This window comes from Paenibacillus sp. FSL H8-0537, from assembly GCF_038051995.1.
Lineage (GTDB): Bacteria > Bacillota > Bacilli > Paenibacillales > Paenibacillaceae > Pristimantibacillus.
The window spans coordinates 4,700,636-4,723,524 of sequence record NZ_CP150290.1 but is presented as its reverse complement, the minus strand read 5'-3'; the positions used below and the strand labels follow the sequence as shown (position 1 = coordinate 4,723,524).

The 22,889-nt window shown below is 46.5% G+C and carries 24 protein-coding genes; 9 read left to right on the top strand and 15 right to left on the bottom strand.

Features of this window, described 5'->3' with window-relative positions:
- Positions 1-64: 64 nt before the first annotated feature.
- The 8 genes from MHB80_RS19915 to MHB80_RS19880 form a co-directional block, all read right to left on the bottom strand.
- Positions 65-1,219, bottom strand: a complete 1,155-nt coding sequence (locus MHB80_RS19915; RefSeq protein ID WP_341278599.1) for a PQQ-dependent sugar dehydrogenase — start codon at positions 1,217-1,219, stop codon at positions 65-67.
- Between the two features lie 216 nt (positions 1,220-1,435).
- Positions 1,436-2,245: an alpha/beta hydrolase gene (locus MHB80_RS19910; protein ID WP_341278598.1), complete on the bottom strand. Its 810-nt coding sequence runs from the start codon at positions 2,243-2,245 to the stop codon at positions 1,436-1,438.
- Positions 2,246-2,435: 190 nt separating this feature from the next.
- Positions 2,436-3,839, bottom strand: coding sequence for a discoidin domain-containing protein (locus tag MHB80_RS19905; protein WP_341278597.1), 1,404 nt, complete (start codon positions 3,837-3,839; stop codon positions 2,436-2,438).
- A 285-nt stretch (positions 3,840-4,124) separates the two neighbouring features.
- Positions 4,125-5,258 carry a hypothetical protein gene (locus MHB80_RS19900; protein ID WP_341278596.1) on the bottom strand — a complete coding sequence of 378 codons (1,134 nt, stop codon included), beginning with the start codon at positions 5,256-5,258 and terminating at the stop codon, positions 4,125-4,127.
- 35 nt (positions 5,259-5,293) lie between these two features.
- Positions 5,294-6,583, bottom strand: a complete 1,290-nt coding sequence (locus MHB80_RS19895; RefSeq protein ID WP_341278595.1) for an ABC transporter permease subunit — start codon at positions 6,581-6,583, stop codon at positions 5,294-5,296.
- Positions 6,580-7,461, bottom strand: a complete 882-nt coding sequence (locus tag MHB80_RS19890) for an ABC transporter ATP-binding protein (RefSeq protein ID WP_341278594.1) — start codon at positions 7,459-7,461, stop codon at positions 6,580-6,582. The genes MHB80_RS19895 and MHB80_RS19890 overlap by 4 nt, the downstream gene beginning before the upstream one ends.
- A gap of 1 nt (position 7,462) precedes the next feature.
- Positions 7,463-8,230 carry a hypothetical protein gene (locus tag MHB80_RS19885; protein WP_341278593.1) on the bottom strand — a complete coding sequence of 256 codons (768 nt, stop codon included), beginning with the start codon at positions 8,228-8,230 and terminating at the stop codon, positions 7,463-7,465.
- Positions 8,214-8,771 (bottom strand): sigma-70 family RNA polymerase sigma factor, encoded by a 558-nt coding sequence (locus tag MHB80_RS19880; RefSeq protein ID WP_341278592.1) that lies wholly within the window; start codon positions 8,769-8,771, stop codon positions 8,214-8,216. The genes MHB80_RS19885 and MHB80_RS19880 overlap by 17 nt, the downstream gene beginning before the upstream one ends.
- A 227-nt stretch (positions 8,772-8,998) precedes the next feature.
- Here MHB80_RS19880 and MHB80_RS19875 point away from each other — a divergent pair, with 227 nt between their 5' ends.
- The 3 genes from MHB80_RS19875 (at position 8,999) to glpK (ending at position 11,973) form a co-directional block, all read left to right on the top strand.
- Positions 8,999-9,646, top strand: coding sequence for a hypothetical protein (locus MHB80_RS19875; protein ID WP_341278591.1), 648 nt, complete (start codon positions 8,999-9,001; stop codon positions 9,644-9,646).
- Positions 9,647-9,889: 243 nt separating this feature from the next.
- Positions 9,890-10,432 (top strand): glycerol-3-phosphate responsive antiterminator, encoded by a 543-nt coding sequence (locus MHB80_RS19870; RefSeq protein ID WP_341278590.1) that lies wholly within the window; start codon positions 9,890-9,892, stop codon positions 10,430-10,432.
- A 50-nt stretch (positions 10,433-10,482) separates the two neighbouring features.
- The gene (gene glpK, locus MHB80_RS19865) at positions 10,483-11,973 is read left to right on the top strand and encodes a glycerol kinase GlpK (RefSeq protein ID WP_341278589.1); all 1,491 of its coding nucleotides are present in this window, start codon (positions 10,483-10,485) and stop codon (positions 11,971-11,973) included.
- 101 nt (positions 11,974-12,074) lie between these two features.
- Here the strand turns inward: glpK and MHB80_RS19860 are convergent, their stop codons facing one another.
- The 6 genes from MHB80_RS19860 to MHB80_RS19835 are packed head-to-tail and all read right to left on the bottom strand — an operon-like array spanning position 12,075 to position 15,617.
- Positions 12,075-13,013 carry an ABC transporter permease gene (locus MHB80_RS19860; protein ID WP_341278588.1) on the bottom strand — a complete coding sequence of 313 codons (939 nt, stop codon included), beginning with the start codon at positions 13,011-13,013 and terminating at the stop codon, positions 12,075-12,077.
- Positions 12,982-13,929 (bottom strand): ABC transporter ATP-binding protein, encoded by a 948-nt coding sequence (locus MHB80_RS19855; protein ID WP_341278587.1) that lies wholly within the window; start codon positions 13,927-13,929, stop codon positions 12,982-12,984. Before MHB80_RS19855 ends, MHB80_RS19860 begins: the two co-directional genes overlap by 32 nt.
- Entirely contained in the window at positions 13,926-14,276 is a 351-nt protein-coding gene (locus MHB80_RS19850) for a LytTR family DNA-binding domain-containing protein (protein ID WP_341278586.1), read from the bottom strand. The genes MHB80_RS19855 and MHB80_RS19850 overlap by 4 nt, the downstream gene beginning before the upstream one ends.
- 16 nt (positions 14,277-14,292) lie before the next feature.
- A complete protein-coding gene (locus tag MHB80_RS19845) occupies positions 14,293-14,817 on the bottom strand; it encodes a hypothetical protein (protein WP_341278585.1) in 525 nt (174 codons plus the stop codon).
- A 12-nt stretch (positions 14,818-14,829) separates the two neighbouring features.
- The gene (locus MHB80_RS19840) at positions 14,830-15,345 is read right to left on the bottom strand and encodes a hypothetical protein (protein WP_341278584.1); all 516 of its coding nucleotides are present in this window, start codon (positions 15,343-15,345) and stop codon (positions 14,830-14,832) included.
- Positions 15,346-15,386: 41 nt separating this feature from the next.
- Complete coding sequence (locus MHB80_RS19835) at positions 15,387-15,617, bottom strand: sugar ABC transporter permease (RefSeq protein WP_341278583.1); 231 nt, start codon at positions 15,615-15,617, stop codon at positions 15,387-15,389.
- A gap of 208 nt (positions 15,618-15,825) precedes the next feature.
- Between MHB80_RS19835 and MHB80_RS19830 the strand changes: the two genes are divergently transcribed.
- From MHB80_RS19830 to MHB80_RS19810, 5 genes are all read left to right on the top strand, one after another.
- A complete protein-coding gene (locus MHB80_RS19830; RefSeq protein WP_063892464.1) occupies positions 15,826-16,110 on the top strand; it encodes a hypothetical protein in 285 nt (94 codons plus the stop codon).
- Positions 16,111-16,382: 272 nt separating this feature from the next.
- Positions 16,383-16,754, top strand: a complete 372-nt coding sequence (locus MHB80_RS19825) for a metalloregulator ArsR/SmtB family transcription factor (protein WP_341283035.1) — start codon at positions 16,383-16,385, stop codon at positions 16,752-16,754.
- Complete coding sequence (locus tag MHB80_RS19820) at positions 16,747-17,244, top strand: SRPBCC domain-containing protein (RefSeq protein ID WP_341278582.1); 498 nt, start codon at positions 16,747-16,749, stop codon at positions 17,242-17,244. Before MHB80_RS19825 ends, MHB80_RS19820 begins: the two co-directional genes overlap by 8 nt.
- A 253-nt stretch (positions 17,245-17,497) precedes the next feature.
- The gene (gene bioB / locus MHB80_RS19815) at positions 17,498-18,502 is read left to right on the top strand and encodes a biotin synthase BioB (protein ID WP_341278581.1); all 1,005 of its coding nucleotides are present in this window, start codon (positions 17,498-17,500) and stop codon (positions 18,500-18,502) included.
- Positions 18,503-18,610: 108 nt separating this feature from the next.
- Positions 18,611-19,372 carry a fused MFS/spermidine synthase gene (locus tag MHB80_RS19810; protein ID WP_341283034.1) on the top strand — a complete coding sequence of 254 codons (762 nt, stop codon included), beginning with the start codon at positions 18,611-18,613 and terminating at the stop codon, positions 19,370-19,372.
- Between the two features lie 97 nt (positions 19,373-19,469).
- Here MHB80_RS19810 and MHB80_RS19805 read toward each other — a convergent pair whose 3' ends face one another.
- On the bottom strand, positions 19,470-21,302 hold the full coding sequence (locus MHB80_RS19805) for a UbiD family decarboxylase (RefSeq protein ID WP_341278580.1): 1,833 nt from the start codon (positions 21,300-21,302) through the stop codon (positions 19,470-19,472).
- Between the two features lie 406 nt (positions 21,303-21,708).
- Here MHB80_RS19805 and MHB80_RS19800 point away from each other — a divergent pair, with 406 nt between their 5' ends.
- Complete coding sequence (locus MHB80_RS19800) at positions 21,709-22,866, top strand: glycosyltransferase (protein ID WP_341278579.1); 1,158 nt, start codon at positions 21,709-21,711, stop codon at positions 22,864-22,866.
- Positions 22,867-22,889: the final 23 nt, after the last annotated feature.

The window sequence follows — 22,889 nt, the reverse complement described above, 5'->3', positions numbered from 1 at the left end:
CTGCCGCTCCTGCTGCGTCACTTCAGCTATTCTCTCCGCCCGAGCAAAAAGCAGCTCTGTACGTTTACTTCAATCCGTTCACGATCAGCAAGCGATCATCTGTATTTGAAGGATTTCCTCTGCCATCGGTATTATTGGTGATGACATATACGCGGCCATCCTTCATCTTTACATCGCGGAGTCGTCCCTCTCCATCAAAGACGACAGACATATCCTTTGTCGCCGGGTCATAGCGATACAGCGCACTGCCCGCGAGCGTAGCAATCAGCATCCGATTCTGGCCGTCGATTGCCGCACCGGAAGGGGCGATAGCCGGCTCGCCGGTATGATAGACAGGCGGAATCAAACCGCTCCCCGTCTGATTGCCGTATACATTCGGCCATCCATAATTGCCGCCAGGCTCAATGACGTTAATTTCATCATGTCCGCCAGGCGAGCCCGATGGGCCATGCTCCGTAACAAGCATAACGCCTTTATCTGTCCAAGCCAGTCCCTGCGGATTGCGGTGCCCATACGAATAAACGTAGGAGTCCGGGAATGGATTGTCTGCCGGTACTTTGCCATCGAGCGTCATGCGCAGTATTTTGCCTGCCAGACTGCCTTTATCCTGTGATAGCTCAGGCTGCTGAGCATCGCCTGTCGTAATATACAGCAGCTTGTCCGGTCCATAGGCCATTCTTCCGCCATCATGATTATAGGCGCCTGGAATACCCTCCAGCAATGCATATGTCTCATCCCAGCTCTCGCCCGTAAACTTCAGCTGCACGACGCGGTTAAGCATTTTTCCATCTTCCTCATAAGTATGGTAAGCATAGGCCTGCTGCGACTGTTCGAAATCCGGAGCAAGCAAGAAGCCCAGAAATCCGCTCTCGCCAACTCCCTGAACCGATTTAGTCAAATTAACGGTTTGTCTCGTTCTTTGCTCGCCATCGATTTGGACGACATTACCTTCCCGCTCACTAACGTAAATAACGTCACCGGAAAACGCAATGACCCATGGAGCTCGCAGCTCCTCTGCAACGACCTCATACGGTTCAGTTGATTCAGCGTTTGCTTCCGGTGCAGCCGTTGCCTCAGTAGTTGCTGTATCCGACGTCGCTTCTGGTGATGCAGTCGTGGAGGGCGGTATTGCCCCCGGCTCTTCATTTTGCCCACAGGCCGTGAGCAATCCTATGCATACGCTCAGCGTAAGCACAGTCGATATTCGTTTCAAGCTCAAAATAGGCTCCCCCTTATATTTCTTGGAATGAAACGAGCCGCTCCGCCAGAGGACGGCGACAGCCGTTTCACCTTGGTCTATCACCTATTATTACGCCTCGGACACATCGCCGAAACATCAAAGGGGATATTTCAAATCATACGTAATGGAAAGTAGCATAGTTGCAGTGTTTCTTCGCTGATTTCTTTGCAGCCTGAGCACTGGAAAGTCTCATGCTCAACACGTTATAGATGTGATAAAACGCTCCAATATGCGATTAAACGACTCTGGCGCATCAAGCTGGGCGCAATGGCCGGCACCGGGCAGCAGCACGAGCTGTGAAAATGTTTCTGCCATGTGCCAATTGCGCGCGTTATCCAAAAGCACCTTTAAATCTTGATCCCCGTATACGATTAGCATTTGGTAGGGGACGGGCGACTCTTTCTTCGTGAAAAAATCGCCTAGACCCGTCATCGCTGCGATAGAGCTCCGATTAAACAGCTTCGCGCCTTGGGCAAATATATCCCGGCCATAGCTGCTGGCGCAGGAAAAGCTAGTCACATGGCGGCGAAATCGCCCCATGGAAAATAAAAAATAAAACAGCCAACGCAGCCCCGCAAGCTTCTGCTCCTTCCAAATTTCTGCATGTTCGCGATGAATGGAGTAGCCTCCGACGATTGTAACAGAATGCAACCGCTCGTTATAACGTTCTGCGAAAGCTTGGGCTGCTAGTGAGCCGAGGGAAACGCCGACCACATGGCAGGCGGCAATGTTATGCTTAGCTAAAATCCCAGCTACAATGTGCGGCATGTCTTTTAACGTCACTTTGGTGCCTTGAACTTGGCTGCGTCCATGCCCTGGCATATCAACAGCTATCACCTGGTAGCCGTCCTTAAAATAGCTTATCTGCCTGCAAAAGACCCGATGATCCGTGAAGGCTGGATGGAGAAACAGCAGCGTTTGTTTGCCAGGGTTGGGCATGAATTGATAAAAAATGCTGCTATTGCGATACCGCAGGCGACGGTCAATTACTAGGAGCTCGTTCATTGAATAGGCCTCCACATTAGGATGCTTATCAGTATATTCGATCGATTAAGCCGTCATGTCAATAGCATGCAAGATGGAGGGGAGGTTAGCAGCTCTTTTAGAAGACATATAATATAGAAGGCAAAAAAACGCCGAAAGGGGGAAAGTCTCCTTTGGCGTTCCTTTTCTGCTGCACTTCTAGGCTTTAATGCTAGCTGGAAGCTTTGACCTTCCACTCTAAAATGCCGGTGGATGCCGGGTTTTTCGATACCATTTCGATTCGCAGCGATGTCGTTGTTACGGGAGTAAACGTTGTTGTATTGTATTGGTTGATGCTCGTTCCAAGGCCAACGGCGTTTTGGACGTCAACCCAGGCGCTGCCAGTCCAATATTTGATTTTATATGAGCTTGGCACGTCGATGCCGCCATTGTCCTTGAACCAGTAAACATCGGATTGTGTAACGGTGTAGCTTTTATTAAATGTATATTGGACCCATTGCGTCCCCGTTTCCGGCCAGTTTCCATAAACAGCATGGTTGCGGTCATTGGAATGAATCGGATCAAAGCCGTCATTTAACGCGCTTATACTTTCCCAAGGGGACACATAAGAGGATGTAACGGAAGCGCTAAGCGCAATGTTGCTCAAATTCGTATTGCCATTATCGGTTGTAGCTGGGAAGCGGGAAGCATCCTTTTTAATTTGGCTCCACGTATATCGCAGCATCCAAATGTCCCAGCTCGTAATCGTTGGTGAATTTCCTGCCCACATAATCGTTGGAACTGGGAAGCCGCCAGGAGGACGCTCATTCACTTCATAAAAGTCGGTTAAACCGAAGCCATGGCCGATTTCATGCTCTGTAATTTGAATTTCATTGGAGTTAACGGTGCTCAAAATGTAATCATCGGACATACGCTGTCCCCAATCGCCGCCTGCTCCGCCGCCAAAGCCTGACGTTGCCCATAAATACATATCAAAGCGCTTGTCGAGTCCGCCCGGATAAACATAGTTGGGGTTCGTAAAATGATCAAAGCGCGACAAAGCGCTCGGTGCGACAGGCAGCTTCGATGGGATAGCAGGATTAGAGGTGCTCAGTTGGTCCGTTATATAGTCTGTATAGATGATTTCATCTGCTTGCTTATTTAAAATTTGCGCAGAATTGGCTACGGCCCAGCCAACGATTTTCACTTGAATGTCTCCGTAAGGCCAGCCGTCATAATCTTTCAAATGCTTCGTCCAGTTGTTCATCTGGCGCTGCAGCATGGCGGCAAGGTCCTTGCGCTGCTGAAGCGTCAAGTTTTTGCCTGATTGCCAGCGCACGACGTAATTAATCGTACCTTTTCCAGCAAATATTTGATCGAAAATCAAGTTTTTGCGAGTCGTCGAGCCTTCCGTTACCATGCGATTGGTCCATACCCATTCAATGGAGTTTTTGAGATTGGCAGGCATGTCGGCAAGCGTAATGCTGCTGACCGCCGCGGCTGAAGCTTGGTAAGCGACCGCTGGCGTAATCGTTGGAGCTGCTGAGGCTGCGCCTGCTGCGACTGTAAGACTGCTTGCAAGCAGGGAAGCCGAGAGCAAGAAGGAAGTCAAGGTGAGGCTGGTTTTCTTAAACATTTGTATTCCTCCATATTCTGAAATTAGATTTGCTTTAAAACGCTAGTTGATCCTCATCCCTTCGTATACTTTGATTTTGAAATTATGGATACATCTAGGAAAATATCATTTCTTCTATCATTTTACAATAGATTAAAAAAATGGGAAAGTATTATTTTGTAAATTGCTGCTGGAAATTGTGGATAACTGTCGAAAGGTGCTCCTAGCGGAAATAATAAAAGGCTTGGCTTCCTGGAAGACGACAGGAGCCAAGCCTTTGTTGCTGTTCGATCCTTAAAACATGTATTATAGGAGCAAATCTCCTTTTCGTTCCCGATGCCACCGGTACGCGAGCAAGCCAGCGACGATGGCGAAAAACAACCCATAAGCGAGTGGCTGTACGTACTTTGGTCTATACAACATAATGAGCTCTTCAATCAGCACGCGGGAAAGCGGCTGTGTAATGAGATAAATATAAGGGATTTGCAGCGCAACGAGCGCCATGTAATTTGCCGAGATGCTGGAGAAGAAAGCTGCCGCCAGAGCGGTAATTAAGCCAAGAACATAAAGGATCGCGACCGTAAGCATCATAAACTGGACAAACGTAAGATCATACCAGAAGTAGGGGAAATTAAAGGCCGAATTAATGGGCGCATCATAAAATAAATCAATGCCTGGCTGCTGACTGTACAATAGAAAGAAGCAGCCGAGCTGTAAGGTAATAATAAGCACAGCGGACAGCATTGCCGCAATCAGCTTGCTGCGGAACAGGCTGCGTCCGATTCGCGAGGCATGCTGGAGATGAACGACCCGGCTGCGCCTGTCACGCAAAAAAATCGGAGATACGATTAGCAAAATGCTGATTATGCTTATGGCATAAACATAAAACATCACATTTTTAAAATTGCCATAAATCATCGATGGGAAAATCGTATTCAGCGTGCCAGACGCCACCATTTCATCCATCCGCTGTAGAGTCGCCGCATCCTCATTTGAAAGATTTGCATAAGGTCGCTCCAGCCTGCGTTCATAATTCTCGATTAAATACGCTCTGCCTTGCAGCTCCCAGAACAGATCGATGCCGGGGTTGAACATGGCGTAGCTGTTCAATTCATCCCATTCCTTATTGTCGATGAACACGTCCATTTCACGAAAAGCCTCATAAGTAGAAATGCCGGCCTTCATAAACTGCGGGTCATCATGCATAAACTGCTCAGCTTCCTGAACTCTTTCGTGATAGCTCTGCTTGAACTGTACGAATTCCGCTTCATCAAGCTCCAGCCCATATTGCTGCTGCATCTCAATGACAACCTTATACGTATCTTTATCGGGCCTGCCGTTCGCAAAATGTTCAAAATAAAACTGGATGTACATCAAATAAAAAAGGACGTTCAGCACACTGACTAAAACGATCATTTTCAGGCTAAAAAGCTTTTTCATCTCGTGAAGGACGATCCTCACAGCTGCACCTCCGATTAATGAATATTTTGGCGTTTAAATTGCTTTAGGCATGTGTAACAGAGAACAGTCAGCACAACGGCCCAGCCGCCTGCGGTCATCCATTCCCAATCTCGGATCATATTGAACGCACCGCCTGCTGTGAACCATATATGTGGATTGAGCATGAGGTGAAATGGAGTAAAGCTCGCATAAAATAACAGCTCCGAGCTCGCGGGTACGACTCTTCCTAGCAGCAGCAGGCTGCCGAATAGCACGGCAAAGCTTCCATATACAAGGTAGCTGCTGCGGATAAAAGAGCCGAGTACAAAGGCCAAGGCAGCGAAAATCAGCTGAAGCCCATACATAAGTGCTACAGCGCAGCCAAAATACTCGCCGAACGTAAGATTGCGCCAGGTCAGAAACGGAAAGATCATGCCGGGCTCCCAAGTGAAAAAGCTGCTGATCGGCACCTCCCACAGTCCCTTGTAGCTGAATGTGAGAAAGTAGACGGAAAGGGTAATCCCAACCACTATAGTTGTGAATACTGCTGTAGAAGCAAGCGCGGCAAGCAGCTTGTCTGTTTGCAGCTTTCGCCCATGCTTGGATGAATAAAACAATAAATGCGTATGCTGCTCAAATTCATTTTTACTCAAAAAGACGGAAAGGAGCACCGCTATAATCATAAGCTCGAACAGCAGCGTTCGAAACAGGCTTTTAAATAACATGGAATGTGTGCCATACACCTGGCCATCGAAAAATAAATGCTTATGTTCGCCGCTTGCCTCAAGCTGCTGCAGCCGTGTGTCCAGCCCGGCATAACGCTCTTTCAAGACTTCGGCAGCTTGCCCGCTAAGGCCGTGCAATTGAATTTGGCCTTTAGCCAACTGGCTCGTATCCAGCTTGGCATAGGCTTCATCGATGCTCTGCATTCTCGCAGCATAATGCTGCACAAGGCTCAGCCGATGAAAGCGGGCAATTTCCTGCTCCAGAAATAGGCCCGGCTGCTCATAAACGACCTCGTTGAAATTATCATAGATGAAGAAATCATCGGCCTGTGCATATATTTTTCCCGCACGTTCCTTGGTCAGCGCGTTCATTTCCGCGAGCTGCTGCTGATCATAACGCTCAAGCTTGGCCTGCATCTGATCGGTTATCTGTACGCCAAACTGTTCTGCCATTGCATTCAACACGGTCATATCCGGTCGTTTATGAAGCTGCTGGACAATGAGCAGCAAATTGAACGCGATGAAGAGACCTAGCAGCGCTAAAAGGACGGGGGACAGCAGCGCTTTTCTTAGCTCATATCGCCAGATGACTGACCTCATGGCGTTTCATCCGCCTGCGCCTCATCCTGGTAAATATAAATAAACACGTCCTCCAAATTGGGAATAGCTATCGTCCAATCCGGCTGCGGCTCGCCGCTGCTGATAAAACGGATTTTTAGCCTTCCTTGCTCCTGCCGCTCCGAGATGGATAAATAGTTGCCGCGAAAGTGATCAGCTTCCTCATAATCGACAGTCGTTTCGTATACCATTCCCGCAAGCAAGCGGCAAATGTCCGCGATCGGGCGTTTGTGCAGCACCCGCTTGTCCTTGATCATAATAATTTCATCGGCAATCGATTCCACATCAGAGACGATATGGGTCGATAAAATGACGATGCGATTGCGCGCCAGCTGCGCCAGCATATTGCGGAAACGGACGCGCTCCTTCGGATCAAGCCCCGCGGTTGGCTCGTCAAGGATGAGAATGCGCGGATCATTCAGCATCGCCTGTGCAATGCCTACGCGCTGTATCATGCCGCCGGAAAACTTGCGCATCTTTTTATCCATGACATCCTCCAGCGCAACGAGCTTCAGTAGCTCGGCAATTCGCGGTTTGGCGTCTGCTGCGCGCATGCCTTTCAAGGCAGCGATATACAGCAAATAGTTGCGCGGGCTGTAGTGCTTGTAATAGCCGAATTGCTGCGGAAGATAGCCGAGCTGCTCGCGATAGCGCTCATCCGCTTTAATAATATTTTCACCGTTGTATAAAATTTCGCCTTCGCTTGGAAACAGCAGCGTGACGAGCATTTTAATGAGCGTTGTTTTGCCAGCGCCATTCGGGGCAAGCAGCCCATATACGCCATTTGTAAATTCAAGATTAATGTCCTCCAGCGCGCTAAAGCTGCCGAAGCGTTTGGAAACCTGCTGTACAGTCAGCATCTTAAATCGCTCCTTCCGGATTTTGCAATTTTCGCAATTGGTTTAGGCTTTTGATATATAACGCCCCGCAGACAGCTGTTAAAAGCAAATAAACGGAGACAGGTATCGTTTGAAGCAGCTGCATATAACCTGTGCTGTACAAAGCTTTCAAGCCGATATTGCCAGCGAACCAGAGCGAAATCAGCACATATTTCATCATGTCCGAGCGAATGCGGAGAACGATATAGAGAAAAACAATGGAAAACAGAAACAGCGACGAGGCTGACAGAGCCAGCGCAAACAGCAATTGAATTTGCTGAAACATAGCGGAAGCAGCAAGCACGAGCGCTGCATTTAGCGCCAGACAGATTATGCTGAAAGCCAGCATCCGCAGCGAAGCAAGCTGGTACACATTGTATTTGCACACCATTTCCGTCTCATACGTTTCGCTATGCTTAGGGAGGATGAAGAAGAGGGTGGATACAAGGAGGTAGAGGACGGGCGACCCCATAAAGATAGCTGCATAAACCTCCTCAATCATGACCTGTGAATGGCTTGATTTCACATATAGGGCGAATAGCATAAGCAGGGAGCCGGCAGAGAGCGCAAAGACAATTTCCGTCCAGTCATGAAATATATAGCGAAAGCCCAGACGAGCGTGCATCAAGCGTAAATAGGCTAAAAAGGTTTGCTTTGGCACAAGTCCGTATGCCACAATCCTATTCACTTGCTGCTCCATTTCCAGCTCGCTTGGCAGCTCAATCGTCTCCCTTTTATCGGTTTTCATCATGATCGTCTCCCAATCTGTATTTCAGCTTTCTGAGCATAGTGTAATATTTCGTTTTGACGGTCGACTCCGGCATATGCAGCAGCGGCGCAATGTCGGCAAACGTATATTCGGCGAAAAATTTGAGCCGGAAAATATGCTGAGCGGCAGCATCCATCTCATTGACAAGCTGCAAAACGGCTTCGACCTGTTCTTTTTGCTCAAATTCCAGTGTGAAATCCTCATCCCCGGCGAGCTCTGCATCCATCGCTGTCGTCCGTTGATCGTAGCGATAATAACGCGAACGGTAATAGTCGACGATCCGGTTCGTTGCAAGCTTGTACAGCCATGAGCGGAAGGAACCCTTGCCTCCATCATAGCTTCCGATCGCCTGCAGCATATGGATAAAGATGTCCTGTGTGAGATCCATGGACAGCTGTTTATTTGTCGTCTGTCTATATACATAGCTGTACATTTCTTTGTAATAATGGCGGACCAGCGCATTCGCTGCCGCCTCGCTTGATTGCTTTTGAATTTGCTTAATCCATGCTGCTTCCGTCTTCATGCGCCCTCTCTTTTCCTCAAACGTTAAGTTGCCAGTCATTTTTCGCCGCTTATGTATATATTCGTAGTGTAGCGTAAAATAGTTTGGCAGAAAAAAACTTTTTCCAGCCCAATCGAAATAATACTGCCAGTACTCGTATTTCGGAGCGGGCGGTACGTCGGGTGCTTTTGCTGTATAATGGGAAATATACAGCTTAAATAGGATCACCGAGAAAGAGGTAGATACGAATGATAATATGGGAGAAGCCGCGGTTGCCCGCACCGAAGCAATTGGAGAAGCAAATGCGCATACTCGCTGCGCTGGATTTGATTATGTGTGAGGAAGACTGGCTTCGCGTTCATCGCTATGATTCCACATGGTCGGATGATGAAACGATGGGCAGCTTGAACAATGGCTCGGGCGATGTTGTATTTGTTGTTTTTGCACCGGAAGGGGCCGTTATTAAGGGCTTTGACCATGAATCCCCGTACAGTCCGCATGCGCAGGAGGAATACGGTACTTGGCCGGGTATTTATAATGAGGTGCCGGAAGCGCTGCTGCATCGTATACAGGATGTGGCATTCACCCACGAGGATGTCACCTTTTGCATTTGGCGGGAAAATGGCGATTCTGCGTGGCACACTAGCGAATATGAGCAGCCAGAAGGCTGGGAAAATGGAGCAGATTTTCTGCTGGGTTATTTGTGCGATTCCCCTGAGAGCTATCAGGAATGGGCGCAGGACTATTTCGAGGAGAAGCTGGAATTGGCAGCCGTGCGCGCGGTTTTTGAAGGCGCCGAAATCACACAAGAACTCATTGCCAGCCTGAATCCGCAGCGGGACGCTGAGGAAGCGCTTGAGGAACTGGAAGAGCTTGGCCTTCTTAAGCTTTCTTAAGGAATGAGTGGGTTTACAGCTTGACCTTAGTATATTATAATCGTCACTGACAAGTAAATAAAACTCGCTGTGAGACTAATGAGAACAGCCGCTGGATTGAGTATATAAATTCCGAAGATGGGGTGTATACATTCTTTCTGTCGGCTTTTTTTAATTGATAGCCGTTGAAATCGTTTACAGCTTTACAGCCGAAGCAGTGATTTTAGCAGCCGTGAATGGTTGCGAGGTTTGGAGGGAACAAGCATGCAGCCGAATACGGTTATTCCAGCGATTCGGAATTTCAAGGAATTAGAGCAGGCGCTGGCCTCGCCGCAGCAGATCTTATTTTTGCTCGAGGGCGAGCTTATACAATTGCAGGGCATCGCGGATGCGGTGAGAAGTGCGGGCAAAAAGCTGTTTTTGCATCTGGATATGGTCAAGGGCATTAAGGACGATGAGGCCTCCATTCATTATTTAGCCAAGGCAATCAAGATTGATGGCGTCATCAGCACAAGAACATCCAGCCTTCTGCTTGCCAAGAAACATAAGCTGGCGGCGATCCAACGCGGATTTCTCATTGATTCGCATTCGGTCAAGACGATTATTAATACGGCGGCGCATGTGAAGCCCGATTACATCGAGCTGCTGCCAAGCTTCGCCCACTCCATGGTCGGCAAAATCAGGCAGGAGACGAATACAGAAATTATTTTGGGCGGCTTTGTGCATACGCGCGAGGATTTGCCCGCCTTGTTCGGCTCTGGGGCCATTGCAGTTTCATCCAGCAATGCGGCGCTTTGGAAATTATAAATCGATGATTACGATTAGGTATAACGTGTAAATCAGGAGGTTTTAATCGAATGGAAAAATATATATTGGCGCTCGATCAAGGCACGACAAGCTCACGAGCTATTCTTTTTAATAAAAAAGGAGAAAAGGTTCATACAGCCCAGCAGGAGTTTAAGCAGTATTTTCCAAAATCAGGTTGGGTCGAGCACAATGCCAATGAAATTTGGGGCTCTATTTTGGCTGTTATTGCTGCGTGCCTGTCTGAGTCGGGCATTAAAACACAGCAGATTGCTGGAATCGGCATTACGAACCAGCGTGAAACGGCAATTGTGTGGGATCGCGAGACAGGAGTTCCGATTTACAATGCTGTCGTCTGGCAATCCCGCCAAACGGCAGAAATTTGCGAGCAGCTTAAAGCGGGCGGTCACGAGCCTTTGTTCCGCAGCAAGACAGGCTTGCTTATAGATGCTTATTTTTCCGGTACGAAGGTAAAATGGATTCTTGATCATGTGGAGGGTGCGCGTGAGAAGGCTGAGCGTGGCGAGCTTATGTTTGGAACGGTTGATACATGGCTGATCTGGCGTCTGTCTGGACGCAAAGTCCATGTGACGGATTATTCCAATGCATCACGGACACTAATGTATAACATTAACGAGCTAAAATGGGATGAAGAGCTGCTGGAGCTGCTCACCATACCAGCTAATATGCTTCCAGAGGTACGTCCTTCCTCCGAAGTTTACGGCTATACCGATGAATATCATTTCTTCGGCTGTAAAATTCCGATCTCCGGTATTGCAGGCGACCAGCAAGCAGCCTTGTTCGGTCAAGCCTGCTACCAGGAAGGCATGGCTAAAAATACGTATGGAACCGGCTGCTTCATGCTGATGAACACCGGAGAAAAAGCCGTTGTTTCCGAGCATGGCTTGCTGACCACGATCGCTTGGGGGATAGATGGAAAAGTTGAATATGCACTGGAGGGCAGTATTTTTGTTGCGGGCTCTGCTATTCAATGGCTGCGGGATGGTCTTCGCATGCTGCAAAATGCGACGGATAGCGAGCAGTACGCAGCACGAGTCGATTCAACGGAAGGCGTCTATGTCGTTCCAGCGTTTGTTGGACTCGGTACGCCTTATTGGGACAGCGACGTGCGCGGTGCGGTATTCGGGCTGACACGCGGCACGACCAAGGAGCATTTTATTAGAGCGACGCTGGAGGCGCTCGCTTATCAGGCGCGCGATGTGCTTGCCGCTATGGAGGCTGATTCAGGGCTGACGCTCAAAACGCTGCGCGTCGATGGCGGAGCTGTGAAAAATGACTTCCTGATGCAATTCCAAAGCGATATTCTTGGCGTTCCGGTCGAACGACCGGTTAATGCAGAAACGACGGCACTTGGCGCAGCCTATTTAGCTGGACTCGCCGTAGGCTTCTGGACCAGCCGCGAGGAAATTATGGAGCAGTGGCACAAGGAGCGGGCTTTCCAGCCGGCCATGGAGGAAGAACGTAAAGAAAAGCTCTATACCGGCTGGAAAAAAGCAGTGAACGCTGCGAGGGCGTTTAAATAATAGAGCTGCCTCGGGTTGCCGGAGCAGTCATAAATAAGGGCAATTCCTTTTGTCATGTAAGGTGACTTTAGGAATTGCCTCATTTTGTTTATACGTGAGTTTTAGCTCATTTCCCTTCTAGTGAATACGAACCAGCCGGCTGCGTAAAAACATAGCATATAACCAGAAAGAACAATCAGTGAAAATGACAAGGTAACACCTTCTACCGTTGGGGTACCTGTAAAGTAAGTTTCTAGATTCAAATGAGAAAATAAAAAATATTTTGCGAATTCCGGTTGAATTCGACTTAAAAAGGCAGAGATCATATTGCCGCCAAACAAGATGAATACTGAGAAAGCAATGGCAAGAGAATTACTTCGAAACAGTATAGAGATGACAAATGCCATAGTGACAATAACGCAAAGGGTAATGATTTTTAATCCATATGAAATTAATACATGCATAACCATAGGGATATCCTGATAATTTTGTTTATCCTTTGAAAATATGAATGGTTCTGATGCACCATCGATCCCAAATAAAATGGCTCCAATAATCCAAGATGAAAGAAATATCATACAGATAAGCAAGGCTGAGAACATAAGGACGGAACAATATTTGGCTAACAATATTTTATATCGGCTAACTGGACGTATGAGCAGCAGCTTCATGGTGTCCCATTTAAATTCACTAGCTACGATATCACTGGCAACAATAAGCGTAAATAACGTGACGAATGGAAGGAAATTGGAGACTAGGCTTACAAATTTCCAAGAAGTCATGCGATGGGGAGACACTCCATTTTCCAAGGCATACTCGTTACGTTGAATTTGTGAATTTAAATAGGGCAGAACATCCTCTGGAGCCTCCTTCATTTGTTCTTTTAACAATTGATTTTCTTCGTTTATAACGGTTTTCCAAGTGTCTGTTTGAGAATCGTTCCTTTTATCGATATTAAACAGTGCCGTCATCAAAACAATGATTACAAAAATGATAGCTATGGCCCATACCATAGGACGGCTGTATATTTTAAGTTGCTCTGCTCTTATAAGCCTTATCAATGGAAGCCTCCTCTGTCAAGCTCATGAACTTGTCTTCCAGGCTCAACTGTTTGCTTTGAACAGCATATACACTGATCTGATGATGAATAAGGAGATAAAGCATTTCCGAAATTTCTTCGCGAAGCAACAGGAAAACCAATTCGGATTCCTCTACTTTGAGCAAGTTCGACGTTCGTTCATGCTTATGAAGTACTTCTAACGCTCGTTCGGTTGAGTCTATCTCCATTGTAACGACTTGCCTAACGTTTTCTGTTTTTTGCATGGATTCAATCGATTTGACTTCACCATCCACTATAAACGCAACACGATCACAAATCATTTCCATTTCATTTAACAAATGGCTTGAAATAATGACGGTTTTGTTCTGCTCCTTGGTCAAATGATGGAGATAATCTCGGAACTCCTTCATACCGACAGGGTCCATGCCATTGGTTGGCTCATCAAGCAAAATAAGGTCGGGATTATGAAGCAGTGCCTGTGCTAGTCCGAGCCGTTGTTTCATCCCTAGCGAGAAGGTTTTCACTTTTTTTCTTGCAGCTTCTTGCAGGCCGACGACTTTTAAAATTTCCAAAATGTTGTTTTTATCTGGTTCCTGTTGGCTGTAGAGAGAAAAATGAACCAGATTTTGATAGGCGGTCAAAAAAGGGTACATATGCGGTGTTTCAATGACAGCCCCGATGTACGTTGCGGCGAGAACATGATTTTGATTAGCATTTATTCCATTTATATAGATGGAGCCTTGTGTTGGAAATATCAGGTTGGCAATTAGGCGAAATAGCGTTGTTTTACCTGCTCCATTGGGCCCAAGTAATCCGAAAATTTCGCCTCTTCTTACCTCAAGTGAAATATTTTGCAATATGCTTTTTCCTCGAATGGTCTTACTCACATTTTCGATTTGTAATGGATGAATGGTCACTGAGTTCCCACCTGGCTCAATGTAATAGATTGTCGTATTACACGTTTACTTACTAAAGCGGTTTTACGGTTTTTATAGTAAGCTTCATATGTATTACGGTTGAAAAAATTTAGCTCTTTTAAATTAAAGACATTTACTATAAAAGACTTATGCGACCTTACAAACATATCGGGCAATATGCCCATTAAATCTTTCAAAGAGACATATACATTAATTTCCTGTGTATCCGTGTGTATCAAGGTCTTTTGTCCAATACGCTCAATAAAAATAATTTCAGATAGGTCAAGGTAAATAATCTGATCTCTTTTCGCAATAATCAGTCGATTAAGCACTAGTTGAATATTCATTATTAACTCCTAAATATTAGCTATTTTTTAGAGAGAAAACATAATATAAAGACGCAATTTCATGAACTTCAAATCGAGAGTCGAATATTTTGAATGTAATGTGATTGGATTTCGGCGGTATTAGACCGTCTGGCACAGCTTCAGCAATAATCTGTCCATTTAAAGTAAAGCGGACAGTTTTATCAGCAAAATCTTTTTTGATCCAAATCTCTGCATTATGTTTTTTATATAAAAATTGTGGATTGGTTTTAATTTTTGTTTTTTTCTCGCAAACGAACTGATCTTCACCAATTTGTACATGCCATTTTTCTGTTACAAGCGTTTTCATTGTATTTATTTCTTTAATATCAACGATTAGATTGTTATATTCATCGTAGGCATGTACATTATTTACCATGTTATCAAATAAATAATTCATTAGCTTTTGTTTCTTGTTTGAGTAATAACGCTGCATACTCCCAACAGTGCTGCCGTTCTCATCTTCTAGTATTGACGATGAGGTACTCAGCCTTAGAAAAGGTAAAGTAGTTTTATAAATCATAGGACACCCTTCTTATTGAACCAGAATGAGCAACAGCCTATTAGATACATATACTTCAAAAAAAGCTGCGGCGAAAAGTATGAAAAGGGCCATTGGAATCGTTTTCTTTACAGTGACCCAGTAAAAGCTTTTCAATTGTTCATAAGAGATTTTTTTCCTGAAATATGAAGTTAAATGATAAAGATGATCGATTGTAAAAAGAAAGACAATAAGACAGGCTATCCATTCCAAAACACCGTGTGAAAATGAAGTACCGTAATAGAGTAAGGGAGAGATAGATAACGCATGCCAGCCTGTGCCCATACCGAAAATCGCTTTTAATATAAGCAATGGGGACAAGCCCGACAAAGAAAGCATGAACCAAATTAATAGATTGATACTATTGAAAACAAAGATAAATAGAGCATCATTGAAACCCAGTTGATTTATTTCATGATGTTCAGATTGTCCTGGCGAAAAAAAGCCGATTAGGAAAAAAATAAAGGACAAAATGCAGAAAAATAAAATCATTTTTTTTCGAAAATTCATAATTTGGATTACCCTTCAATGAATATAGAAGCATGGCCGAACTATGAAGCCACTTGCGATTTTGTGGATAATTGATAAGCATTAACAATGCTATAAATCCAGATAATAGGGTATAAAAAAATTCCGACAACGACTGAAATAAGAAGAATAGAAATAAATTCTACAACAAGCAAAACAATTCCCTTTTTGACATATCCTAAATATAAATGGCCGAGACCCGGATAAATAAAAGAAAGTAATATAGCTAGCCATGGTTTTTTCAACAAATACACCCCCTTTCATCTTGAAATTAATAATAACAAAAATGACCAAAATAATCAATAATGATTATTTAGATTATTTTATTTACCATTACGTAATGGTAAATGATTGTTTTAAGTATCAAACTAACCAGTTCGATTAGATTTGAAAAAAAATAGTAATAATCAGGTTACGATGGGTTTGTAATCAAAAACATATTTTTTAGGAGGAAATTGGATTATGTTATACAATGCTTTTACTGGTACGTCGAGTCTTGCCGATGCAGCTTGGTCTATTGCGCAATTAATTTTCAGAAAGCTTAATGTTGCGGGGGATGCTGTTTCACTTTATAACTCCTTGTTATGGAAGTTCCGCGCTATTTACAATTCATTTGGGGGTAATTTTTCTTGGGCAGATCTGGGCGGCGTCATTCTTGATCTAGGAGAATTCATTTTGAGTTTAACGCCAGCAGGGAAAATAGCAGACATTATCTCGGTCCTGTGGGGAAGCGCTAATATTCTTTAGTATTTAACTAGGGGAGTATTAGATTAAACAAACCTTATCCTTTTAATAGATTGATCAGGATAATAATGGGCAATCAAGTCGGTCGTTCTCGGTATTTTTCCGTGGACGGCCGTTTCTTGTGTTTATTTTCCTTCTGCTGTGGTACAAATCGGCAGGGCTTGTTATGATGAAGAGAATACCTGCAAAACATTTTGGAGTAAACATGCATTTACAGGAATATTCCTTTTGGAGTATACTTTAATGGATAACAAGTCTGGAGTAGATTTATAATGATGAAAGCGATGACCTTCAGCGCTTTAGCCGAGCCGAACCGCCTAAGTATCGTGGAGCTTCTGCGTGACGGGCCGCTGCCCGTAGGCGCTATTGCCCAGCAGCTGGAACTGAACCAGCCCCAGACGTCGAAGCATCTTCGCGTGCTCAGTGACGCGGGACTGGTGGAGGTGCAGCCGGCTGCCAATAAGCGAATTTACAAGCTGCGACCACAATCTTTACAGCAATTAAATGAATGGTCGGAGACGTTCCGCAGTATGTGGGAGCAGCGCTTCGACAATTTGGATGCTTATTTGAAGGAGCTTCAGAAGCAAGAGGCAGCACAAGCACAGCAGCCGATGACTAATCTAAAGACGGAGGATGAACATGACTGAGCAATTGGAAATTAGAAGGGAACTGCATGCGCCGCGCGAGCTTGTATTTAAAGTATGGTCTGAGGTAGAGCATTTGAAAAAGTGGTGGGGACCAACCGGGCTTGAAATTAGCTATGCCAAGCTGGATTTTAGACCGGGCGGCATGTTCCATTACAAGATGACGGCGCCGGATGGTGCTGAAATGTGGGGCAGATTCGTGTTTGGAGAAATTGTAGAGCCGGAAAAAATCGTTTTTGTTAACTCTTTTTCGGACAAGGATGGCAATGCCGTACGTGCCCCTTTCAGCGAAACGTTCCCGATTGAAATTTCCAATACGTTAACATTCACCGAGCAGGATGGCAAAACGATTCTTACCTTGCGCGGAGGACCGGTTAATGCGACGGAGGAAGAACGCCAATTTTTCATTGGCATGTTCGATTCCATGAGACAAGGCTTTGGCGGAACATTCGACCAGCTTGAAGCTTATTTGAAAGAGGTTCAGGCAGGCTAAGTCTATTTAATAAACACCAGAAGGCTATTTCTTTCGCAGTGCAAGCTGCAAAGGGGATAGTCTTTTTGTTATGCAATGCTCAGGCAAGAAATGAAGGCGATCTTTACAGCGGCGGCATGTTTTGCTAAAATAACAAAGATTAATTGTTAACTTATGATTATTAATTTTGGTTAACAATTAATCAAGCTTAAAATAAAAGGACTATGTCCAGATAAACAAGGGGTAGTTTTTTATTTGGTGGGAGGCAGGTAGTATGATGAAGGAGCAGCACCTTAGTTGGAGTATGTGGGAGGCAATGGCGCAAAAAGCGCTTGCTGGGGAACGTCTAACGTTAGCGGAGGGGCGGTCTATTCTTGAGGCGCAGCAGGAGGAGCTGCTGCCTCTTTTGCAGGCGGCATTTCGGGTGAGGCAGCATTTTTTTGGCAGGAAGGTAAAGCTTAATATGCTCATTAATGCGAAAAGCGGGCTCTGTCCCGAAGACTGCGGCTACTGCTCGCAATCGATTGTGTCAACTGCTTCCATTCCCAAATACACCTTGCTTGATAAAACGACGCTGCTAGCTGGCGCACGCGAAGCATTGGCCCGCAAGGCGGGAACCTACTGCATCGTTGCAGCAGGCCGGGGACCTACAGACAAGGAGATCAGTCAAGTGGTGGAAGCGGTGCGGGAAATTCGCGCGACGATGCCCCTGAAAATTTGTGCCTGCCTCGGGCTGTTGAAGGAGGAGCAGGCGAAGCGTTTAGCTGATGCAGGCGTTCATCGATACAATCATAATTTGAATACGAGCCCAAAGCATTATTCTTCCATTACAACGACACATACTTATGAACAGCGTGTACATACGTTACAAACCGCTAAAGTCCACGGTCTCTCGCCGTGCTCTGGCGTGATTATCGGAATGGGGGAAACAAACGAGGAAATAGTTGAAATGGCATTCGCCCTGCGCGAGCTTGAAGCGGACTCCATCCCCATTAACTTTCTTCATGCGATAAAAGGTACGCCGCTTGCAGATGCGGGCTGCGTACCGCCCTTGCAAGCTTTAAAGGTGCTGGCCCTGTTTCGTTTCATTTGCCCGTCGCGGGAAATTCGCGTCGCCGGGGGACGAGAGCGCAGCTTGCGATCGCTTCAGCCTTTAGCCCTATATGCCGCGAATTCGCTGTTTGTGGGCGATTACTTGACGACAGGGGGACAAGATATTACTGCCGATCATCAAATGATTGAAGATCTGGGCTTTGAAATTGAACGAAACGCATTATAATGAAGTATTGCCCCAGTCCTCTAAGCTTTGAAAAGGAATCCGTAGAATATTGTCGAATTTTTGGAGGTGCAAATGAAGCTCAGTAGGGAAAAGGAAGAACATGATGATATGGATCATTCAGGAACTAAAATAGAACGCGTTTGGTTTGAGGAGCATACTGCTCATCACGATATAGCCGTCTACGACACGACAGAGCTGGATGGGGAAAAAGGACGCTTTCGCGTTCTGCAATTTGCCAGAGATGCAACGCAGGGAGCGGTTGATCTGGAACGCCCGAGGCGTATATTGTTCGAATATCCGCGGGCAATCATTCATTTAATGGAAAGCAATCAGCAAGCTTTCGATAAGGTTTTTCTCATTGGGCATGGTATTGGCACGATAGCAAGTTATTTTGTAGAGAAGACGTTCAAGGTCGCTGAGCTTGATGAAACAGTCGTGGAGCTGAGTCGGACGTATTTTGACTATAATCAGGATAATGTCTTCATTGGGGATGGACGTGCTTTGCTTGAAGACGAAGCGGATCGTGCTTATGATTACGTCATTGTGGATGCTTTCACCCGTGAGGGGACGCCGCGGCGGCTTGTGTCGTTGGAGTTTTTTTTCTTGATTCAGCAGAAGCTGAGTGAAGGAGGATCAGTGATTTTGAATCTGATGGGCAAGGGAGCACGAGATGGGCAAATACATGCGATTATAACTACGCTGCATGAGCTGTTTGATTATACTAAAGCTTTTATTTTGCCAACGGGTGGAGCAGCTGACTTGCAAAATATCGTCATAATAAGCAGCAGCCGGCCCATCATCTTTCAAGCTCGCCACATGGCTGGATTCGTGGAGCTTGAGCCTAGTCAAGGCTATATTATTCGCGATTAAGGCGACAGCCACATATTAGTCAAATACAGGCAAAGGAGTACAGGACATGAGCCTGTACTCCTTTGTTTGTCTATTGATCATTCGGCATTCAACCAGCCTAGAGCTTAAGCCCGCCGAGGCTCGCGCCAGTTGTGAACAAGCGCTCAATTCGCTTCTCCACCGCAGGATCGGCGATGAGCGGCGGCGCTTGATGCGGCTTCGTCCGCGCATCAATAATAACGTTATCGCAGGCCCAGTGCTTATGCTCGTACCCGCTATTTACCCCGTAAATATCATGGGATGGGTTGCTGCGCGTAAACGTTGCCCACAGGAAGTTGTCCACCTTCGCGCTTAAAAACGTGCTGTCGTCGCATAAAATAATCATTGGGCAGGACGGCAGCGGCCCCTTCTCGGCAATTGCTTCGCTCAAGCTCTGTAATTGGACCTTCGCGTCGGCATAGCTTGTGAAAGCTGGCCCTTGAATCGCTACGATGCCAGGCATAACGAGACGTGCATTCTCAAATCCGCGCAGTTCCTTCAGCGCCTCAGGCGTTTCGCGGCACAGCTCGCGAATCTTCTCTCCATAGGCGGCAAAAACGACCTTGCTGCCTTCATTAAGCCCCGTTCCCGAATAATCGAGCGTATCAATCGTCGTATTCGTATAAAAATGAATATCGCGGCGCAGCTCCAGCCGTTCCAGCACATAGACGAGAAATTCCGCCTCATGATGCGTCGTTACAGGCTGCTTGTCCTCCGCTGTAATAAATAAATATTTGGCTAGGCTAAGCTGCCCCGTGCCCAAAATCCGGTTCGCCAGCGTCAAAATTTCCGTTGGACGTTTAACCTGCTGATACGGCGTATACCGCTCGCTGCCAATCGCGAACAGCAGAGGATGCACGCCTGCTGCATCGACGGCGTGGACTTCCTTCACGCCGGGAATTTCCTGCTTGATCGCATCTCCCGTAAGTTCATGGATAAGTGCTCCGAAGGCGGTATCCTCCTGCGGTGGCCTGCCGACAACGGTAAACGGCCAGATTGCATGGGGCTTTGCATACACTTTATGCACCTTCATTAGCGGAAACGGATGCGTCAGACTGTAATAGCCCAGGTGGTCGCCAAACGGACCTTCCGGCTTCGTCTCGCCGGGATGGATTTCCCCAGTAATGACGAAATCTGCGTCATTGCTAAGCACGAAGCCGTCCCGGTAGCTGTAGCGGAAACGGCGTCCCGCCAGCAAGCCGGCAAAGGTCATCTCGCTTAAGCCTTCTGGCAGCGGCATAACAGCCGCCAGCGTATGGGCTGGCGGACCGCCAACGAAAATGCTGACCTTAAGCGGCTTGCCCAGCTTATTCGCCATATCCTGATGAATGCCGATACCACGGTGAATCTGGTAATGAACGCCGATTTCCTTATTCAGCTCATAATCATTGCCGCTAAGCTGAACGCGGTACATGCCGAGATTCGCATTCATGAGTCCCGGCTTGCCCGGCTCCTCGGTAAACACCTGCGGCAGCGTCACGAAAGCGCCGCCGTCATCCGGCCAATGCTTAATGAGCGGCAGGTCGGAAATTTGAATTTCCTGCGCGGCTACTGGCACGCTGCCCGAGCTTTGCTTCGGCAGTGCTTTCCATGCTGCGAGACCTGTTCCAATATGTCCAAACGGGTTTTTTATCGCTTTCATGGGGTCGCCGCGCAAGTCCATGACGCGCTCGACTGCGTTCCATGTATGGCGAAACATAAATTTGCTCCGCTCAACCGTTCCAAACAAATTCGAGACGGCACGAAATTTGGAGCCTTTTACATTTTCAAATAATAGGGCGGGACCACCAGCTTCAAATACCTTCATATGAATCGCCGCCATTTCCAAATGGGGGTCGACCTCTTCTTTTATCCGGACGAGATGTCCGTTCTGCTCCAAATCCAGTACACATTGTTCCAAGTGGCGATACATGTTGAAATAGCTCCGATCTATATGAATTTTGCGAAATGATTCTCTGCCAAGGTGAAAAGGCTTTCGCCGTCCTTTGGCGGCGCGGCGCGTTTCAATCCGAGAAATATAAGCCGTTTTATAAGTGTGAAACTTATAAATTCTTATATTAAAAAAACCAGTTATCTCTAGTTAAAACGAATTAAAACCCCTTGTCAAATTTGCCGCCTAATCTAGTGAACAGGTTCAAAATTTAATAGAGTTCAGATGTTGATATTTACACAGCGAGGTGCATAAACATACACTGTAACCAGATTCTATTCCAGTCACATGTCATAAATTCCAAAATTAGATAGAGTTGAGTCGGGATAAAGGGAGGGCAGCTGGCGTCGAACGAAATTGAAACTATAAATCACGTGGAGGAGATTACATGCTACACACAGTTATTGTGCCAGTAAACCAGGATTATAACATTTTGAACTTATTTACGGATTCATTGCTGCGGACAGTAAGCCCATCCACCCAGATTATCTTCATCAATGACGGTTCCGGCACAGCAGTCAGACAGCATTTGGATAAGCTTCAGTCAGAGTGCAAGGAAGGCGTGACGGTGGAGATTTTGCAGCACGACTATCCGCTTGGATGCGCCGTTTCGATTAATAGCGCGCTAAAAATTGCACAGGGGCAATATATTTATTTTCTCGATTCCGACACGATCTTGAATCACAATTGGCAGCAGCTGATGAGCGAAACGCTGGACAGCAGCGACGAAATCGGCATGGCAGGCGGCGTACTGCTGTATCCGCAGACAGGCGGCGTTCAGCATTGTGGCATTGCCTTTGCGGACACGATTGGCCGTCATCTCTTCCTGAACGCTTCCCCTATGGATATTCCAAAGCATACGTTTTCCGTACAGCTCGTCATATTCGCGATGTTTGGCATGAAACGCGAAGTGTATGAGAAGGTGGGGCTGCTCGATGAGAAGTTTTTTAACGGCTACGAGGATTTCGATTACCAGATGAGAGCGCGGGCAGCCGGCTATGACATCGTTATTAATCCGGAAGTTTTGGCCTATCACTGGGAGCGCAGCAGCGGCATTCACCGCAGCTTCAATCGCAAAAACAATCTGGCCCGCTTCTGGAAAAAATGGGGCAGCGACATTAAGGCCGATATTTGGCCATTCATGTTTGACCATTTGAAGTCGCATCTGGAGCAGCAGGACGCAGCATCTGCATCGCTGCCGATGATTGGCGTCGATCTGGCTGAGGTGCGCAGCGATGCGGACATGTTCTGGAGCCAGCTTCGCGAGGCAGAGTTCGCTACGCTCACCGAAGTGTATGACTATTCAAACCGCTTCAACTCAAATGGGGCGATTTGGCTGCCGCAGGTGCTGGGCAAGGAGCTCATTCAGAGCCGGAGCCGTCTATTGTTCCTCGTAGACAACTTCACGCGGCTGCTGGAAAATCGCTACTGGATTGAAATGCGCCATGCCCACCGAGCACAGGATTTGATCATTGACCTCTACGGCAATGTCATCTCCATCGACCGGATTTACGAAAGCTGCTGGCCAGGAACAAAGGTGCGCTAGAACGCGCTAAATGGAGGAGAAAC

Bases quoted from the DNA above. Each gene is read 5' to 3' on its own strand.
- MHB80_RS19820 (WP_341278582.1), top strand. From the start codon at position 16,747: ATGACTGAGCAATTGGAAATTAGAAGGGAACTGCATGCGCCGCGCGAG.
- MHB80_RS19830 (WP_063892464.1), top strand. From the start codon at position 15,826: ATGTTATACAATGCTTTTACTGGTACGTCGAGTCTTGCCGATGCAGCT.
- MHB80_RS19825 (WP_341283035.1), top strand. From the start codon at position 16,383: ATGAAAGCGATGACCTTCAGCGCTTTAGCCGAGCCGAACCGCCTAAGT.
- MHB80_RS19890 (WP_341278594.1), bottom strand. From the start codon at position 7,461: ATGCTGACTGTACAGCAGGTTTCCAAACGCTTCGGCAGCTTTAGCGCG.
- MHB80_RS19800 (WP_341278579.1), top strand. From the start codon at position 21,709: ATGCTACACACAGTTATTGTGCCAGTAAACCAGGATTATAACATTTTG.
- MHB80_RS19840 (WP_341278584.1), bottom strand. From the start codon at position 15,345: ATGAATTTTCGAAAAAAAATGATTTTATTTTTCTGCATTTTGTCCTTT.
- MHB80_RS19805 (WP_341278580.1), bottom strand. From the start codon at position 21,302: ATGTATCGCCACTTGGAACAATGTGTACTGGATTTGGAGCAGAACGGA.
- MHB80_RS19845 (WP_341278585.1), bottom strand. From the start codon at position 14,817: ATGATTTATAAAACTACTTTACCTTTTCTAAGGCTGAGTACCTCATCG.
- glpK (WP_341278589.1), top strand. From the start codon at position 10,483: ATGGAAAAATATATATTGGCGCTCGATCAAGGCACGACAAGCTCACGA.
- MHB80_RS19900 (WP_341278596.1), bottom strand. From the start codon at position 5,258: ATGAAAAAGCTTTTTAGCCTGAAAATGATCGTTTTAGTCAGTGTGCTG.
- MHB80_RS19810 (WP_341283034.1), top strand. From the start codon at position 18,611: ATGGATCATTCAGGAACTAAAATAGAACGCGTTTGGTTTGAGGAGCAT.
- MHB80_RS19895 (WP_341278595.1), bottom strand. From the start codon at position 6,583: ATGAGGTCAGTCATCTGGCGATATGAGCTAAGAAAAGCGCTGCTGTCC.
- bioB (WP_341278581.1), top strand. From the start codon at position 17,498: ATGATGAAGGAGCAGCACCTTAGTTGGAGTATGTGGGAGGCAATGGCG.
- MHB80_RS19880 (WP_341278592.1), bottom strand. From the start codon at position 8,771: ATGAAGACGGAAGCAGCATGGATTAAGCAAATTCAAAAGCAATCAAGC.
- MHB80_RS19875 (WP_341278591.1), top strand. From the start codon at position 8,999: ATGATAATATGGGAGAAGCCGCGGTTGCCCGCACCGAAGCAATTGGAG.
- MHB80_RS19850 (WP_341278586.1), bottom strand. From the start codon at position 14,276: ATGAATATTCAACTAGTGCTTAATCGACTGATTATTGCGAAAAGAGAT.
- MHB80_RS19870 (WP_341278590.1), top strand. From the start codon at position 9,890: ATGCAGCCGAATACGGTTATTCCAGCGATTCGGAATTTCAAGGAATTA.
- MHB80_RS19905 (WP_341278597.1), bottom strand. From the start codon at position 3,839: ATGTTTAAGAAAACCAGCCTCACCTTGACTTCCTTCTTGCTCTCGGCT.
- MHB80_RS19885 (WP_341278593.1), bottom strand. From the start codon at position 8,230: ATGATGAAAACCGATAAAAGGGAGACGATTGAGCTGCCAAGCGAGCTG.
- MHB80_RS19910 (WP_341278598.1), bottom strand. From the start codon at position 2,245: ATGAACGAGCTCCTAGTAATTGACCGTCGCCTGCGGTATCGCAATAGC.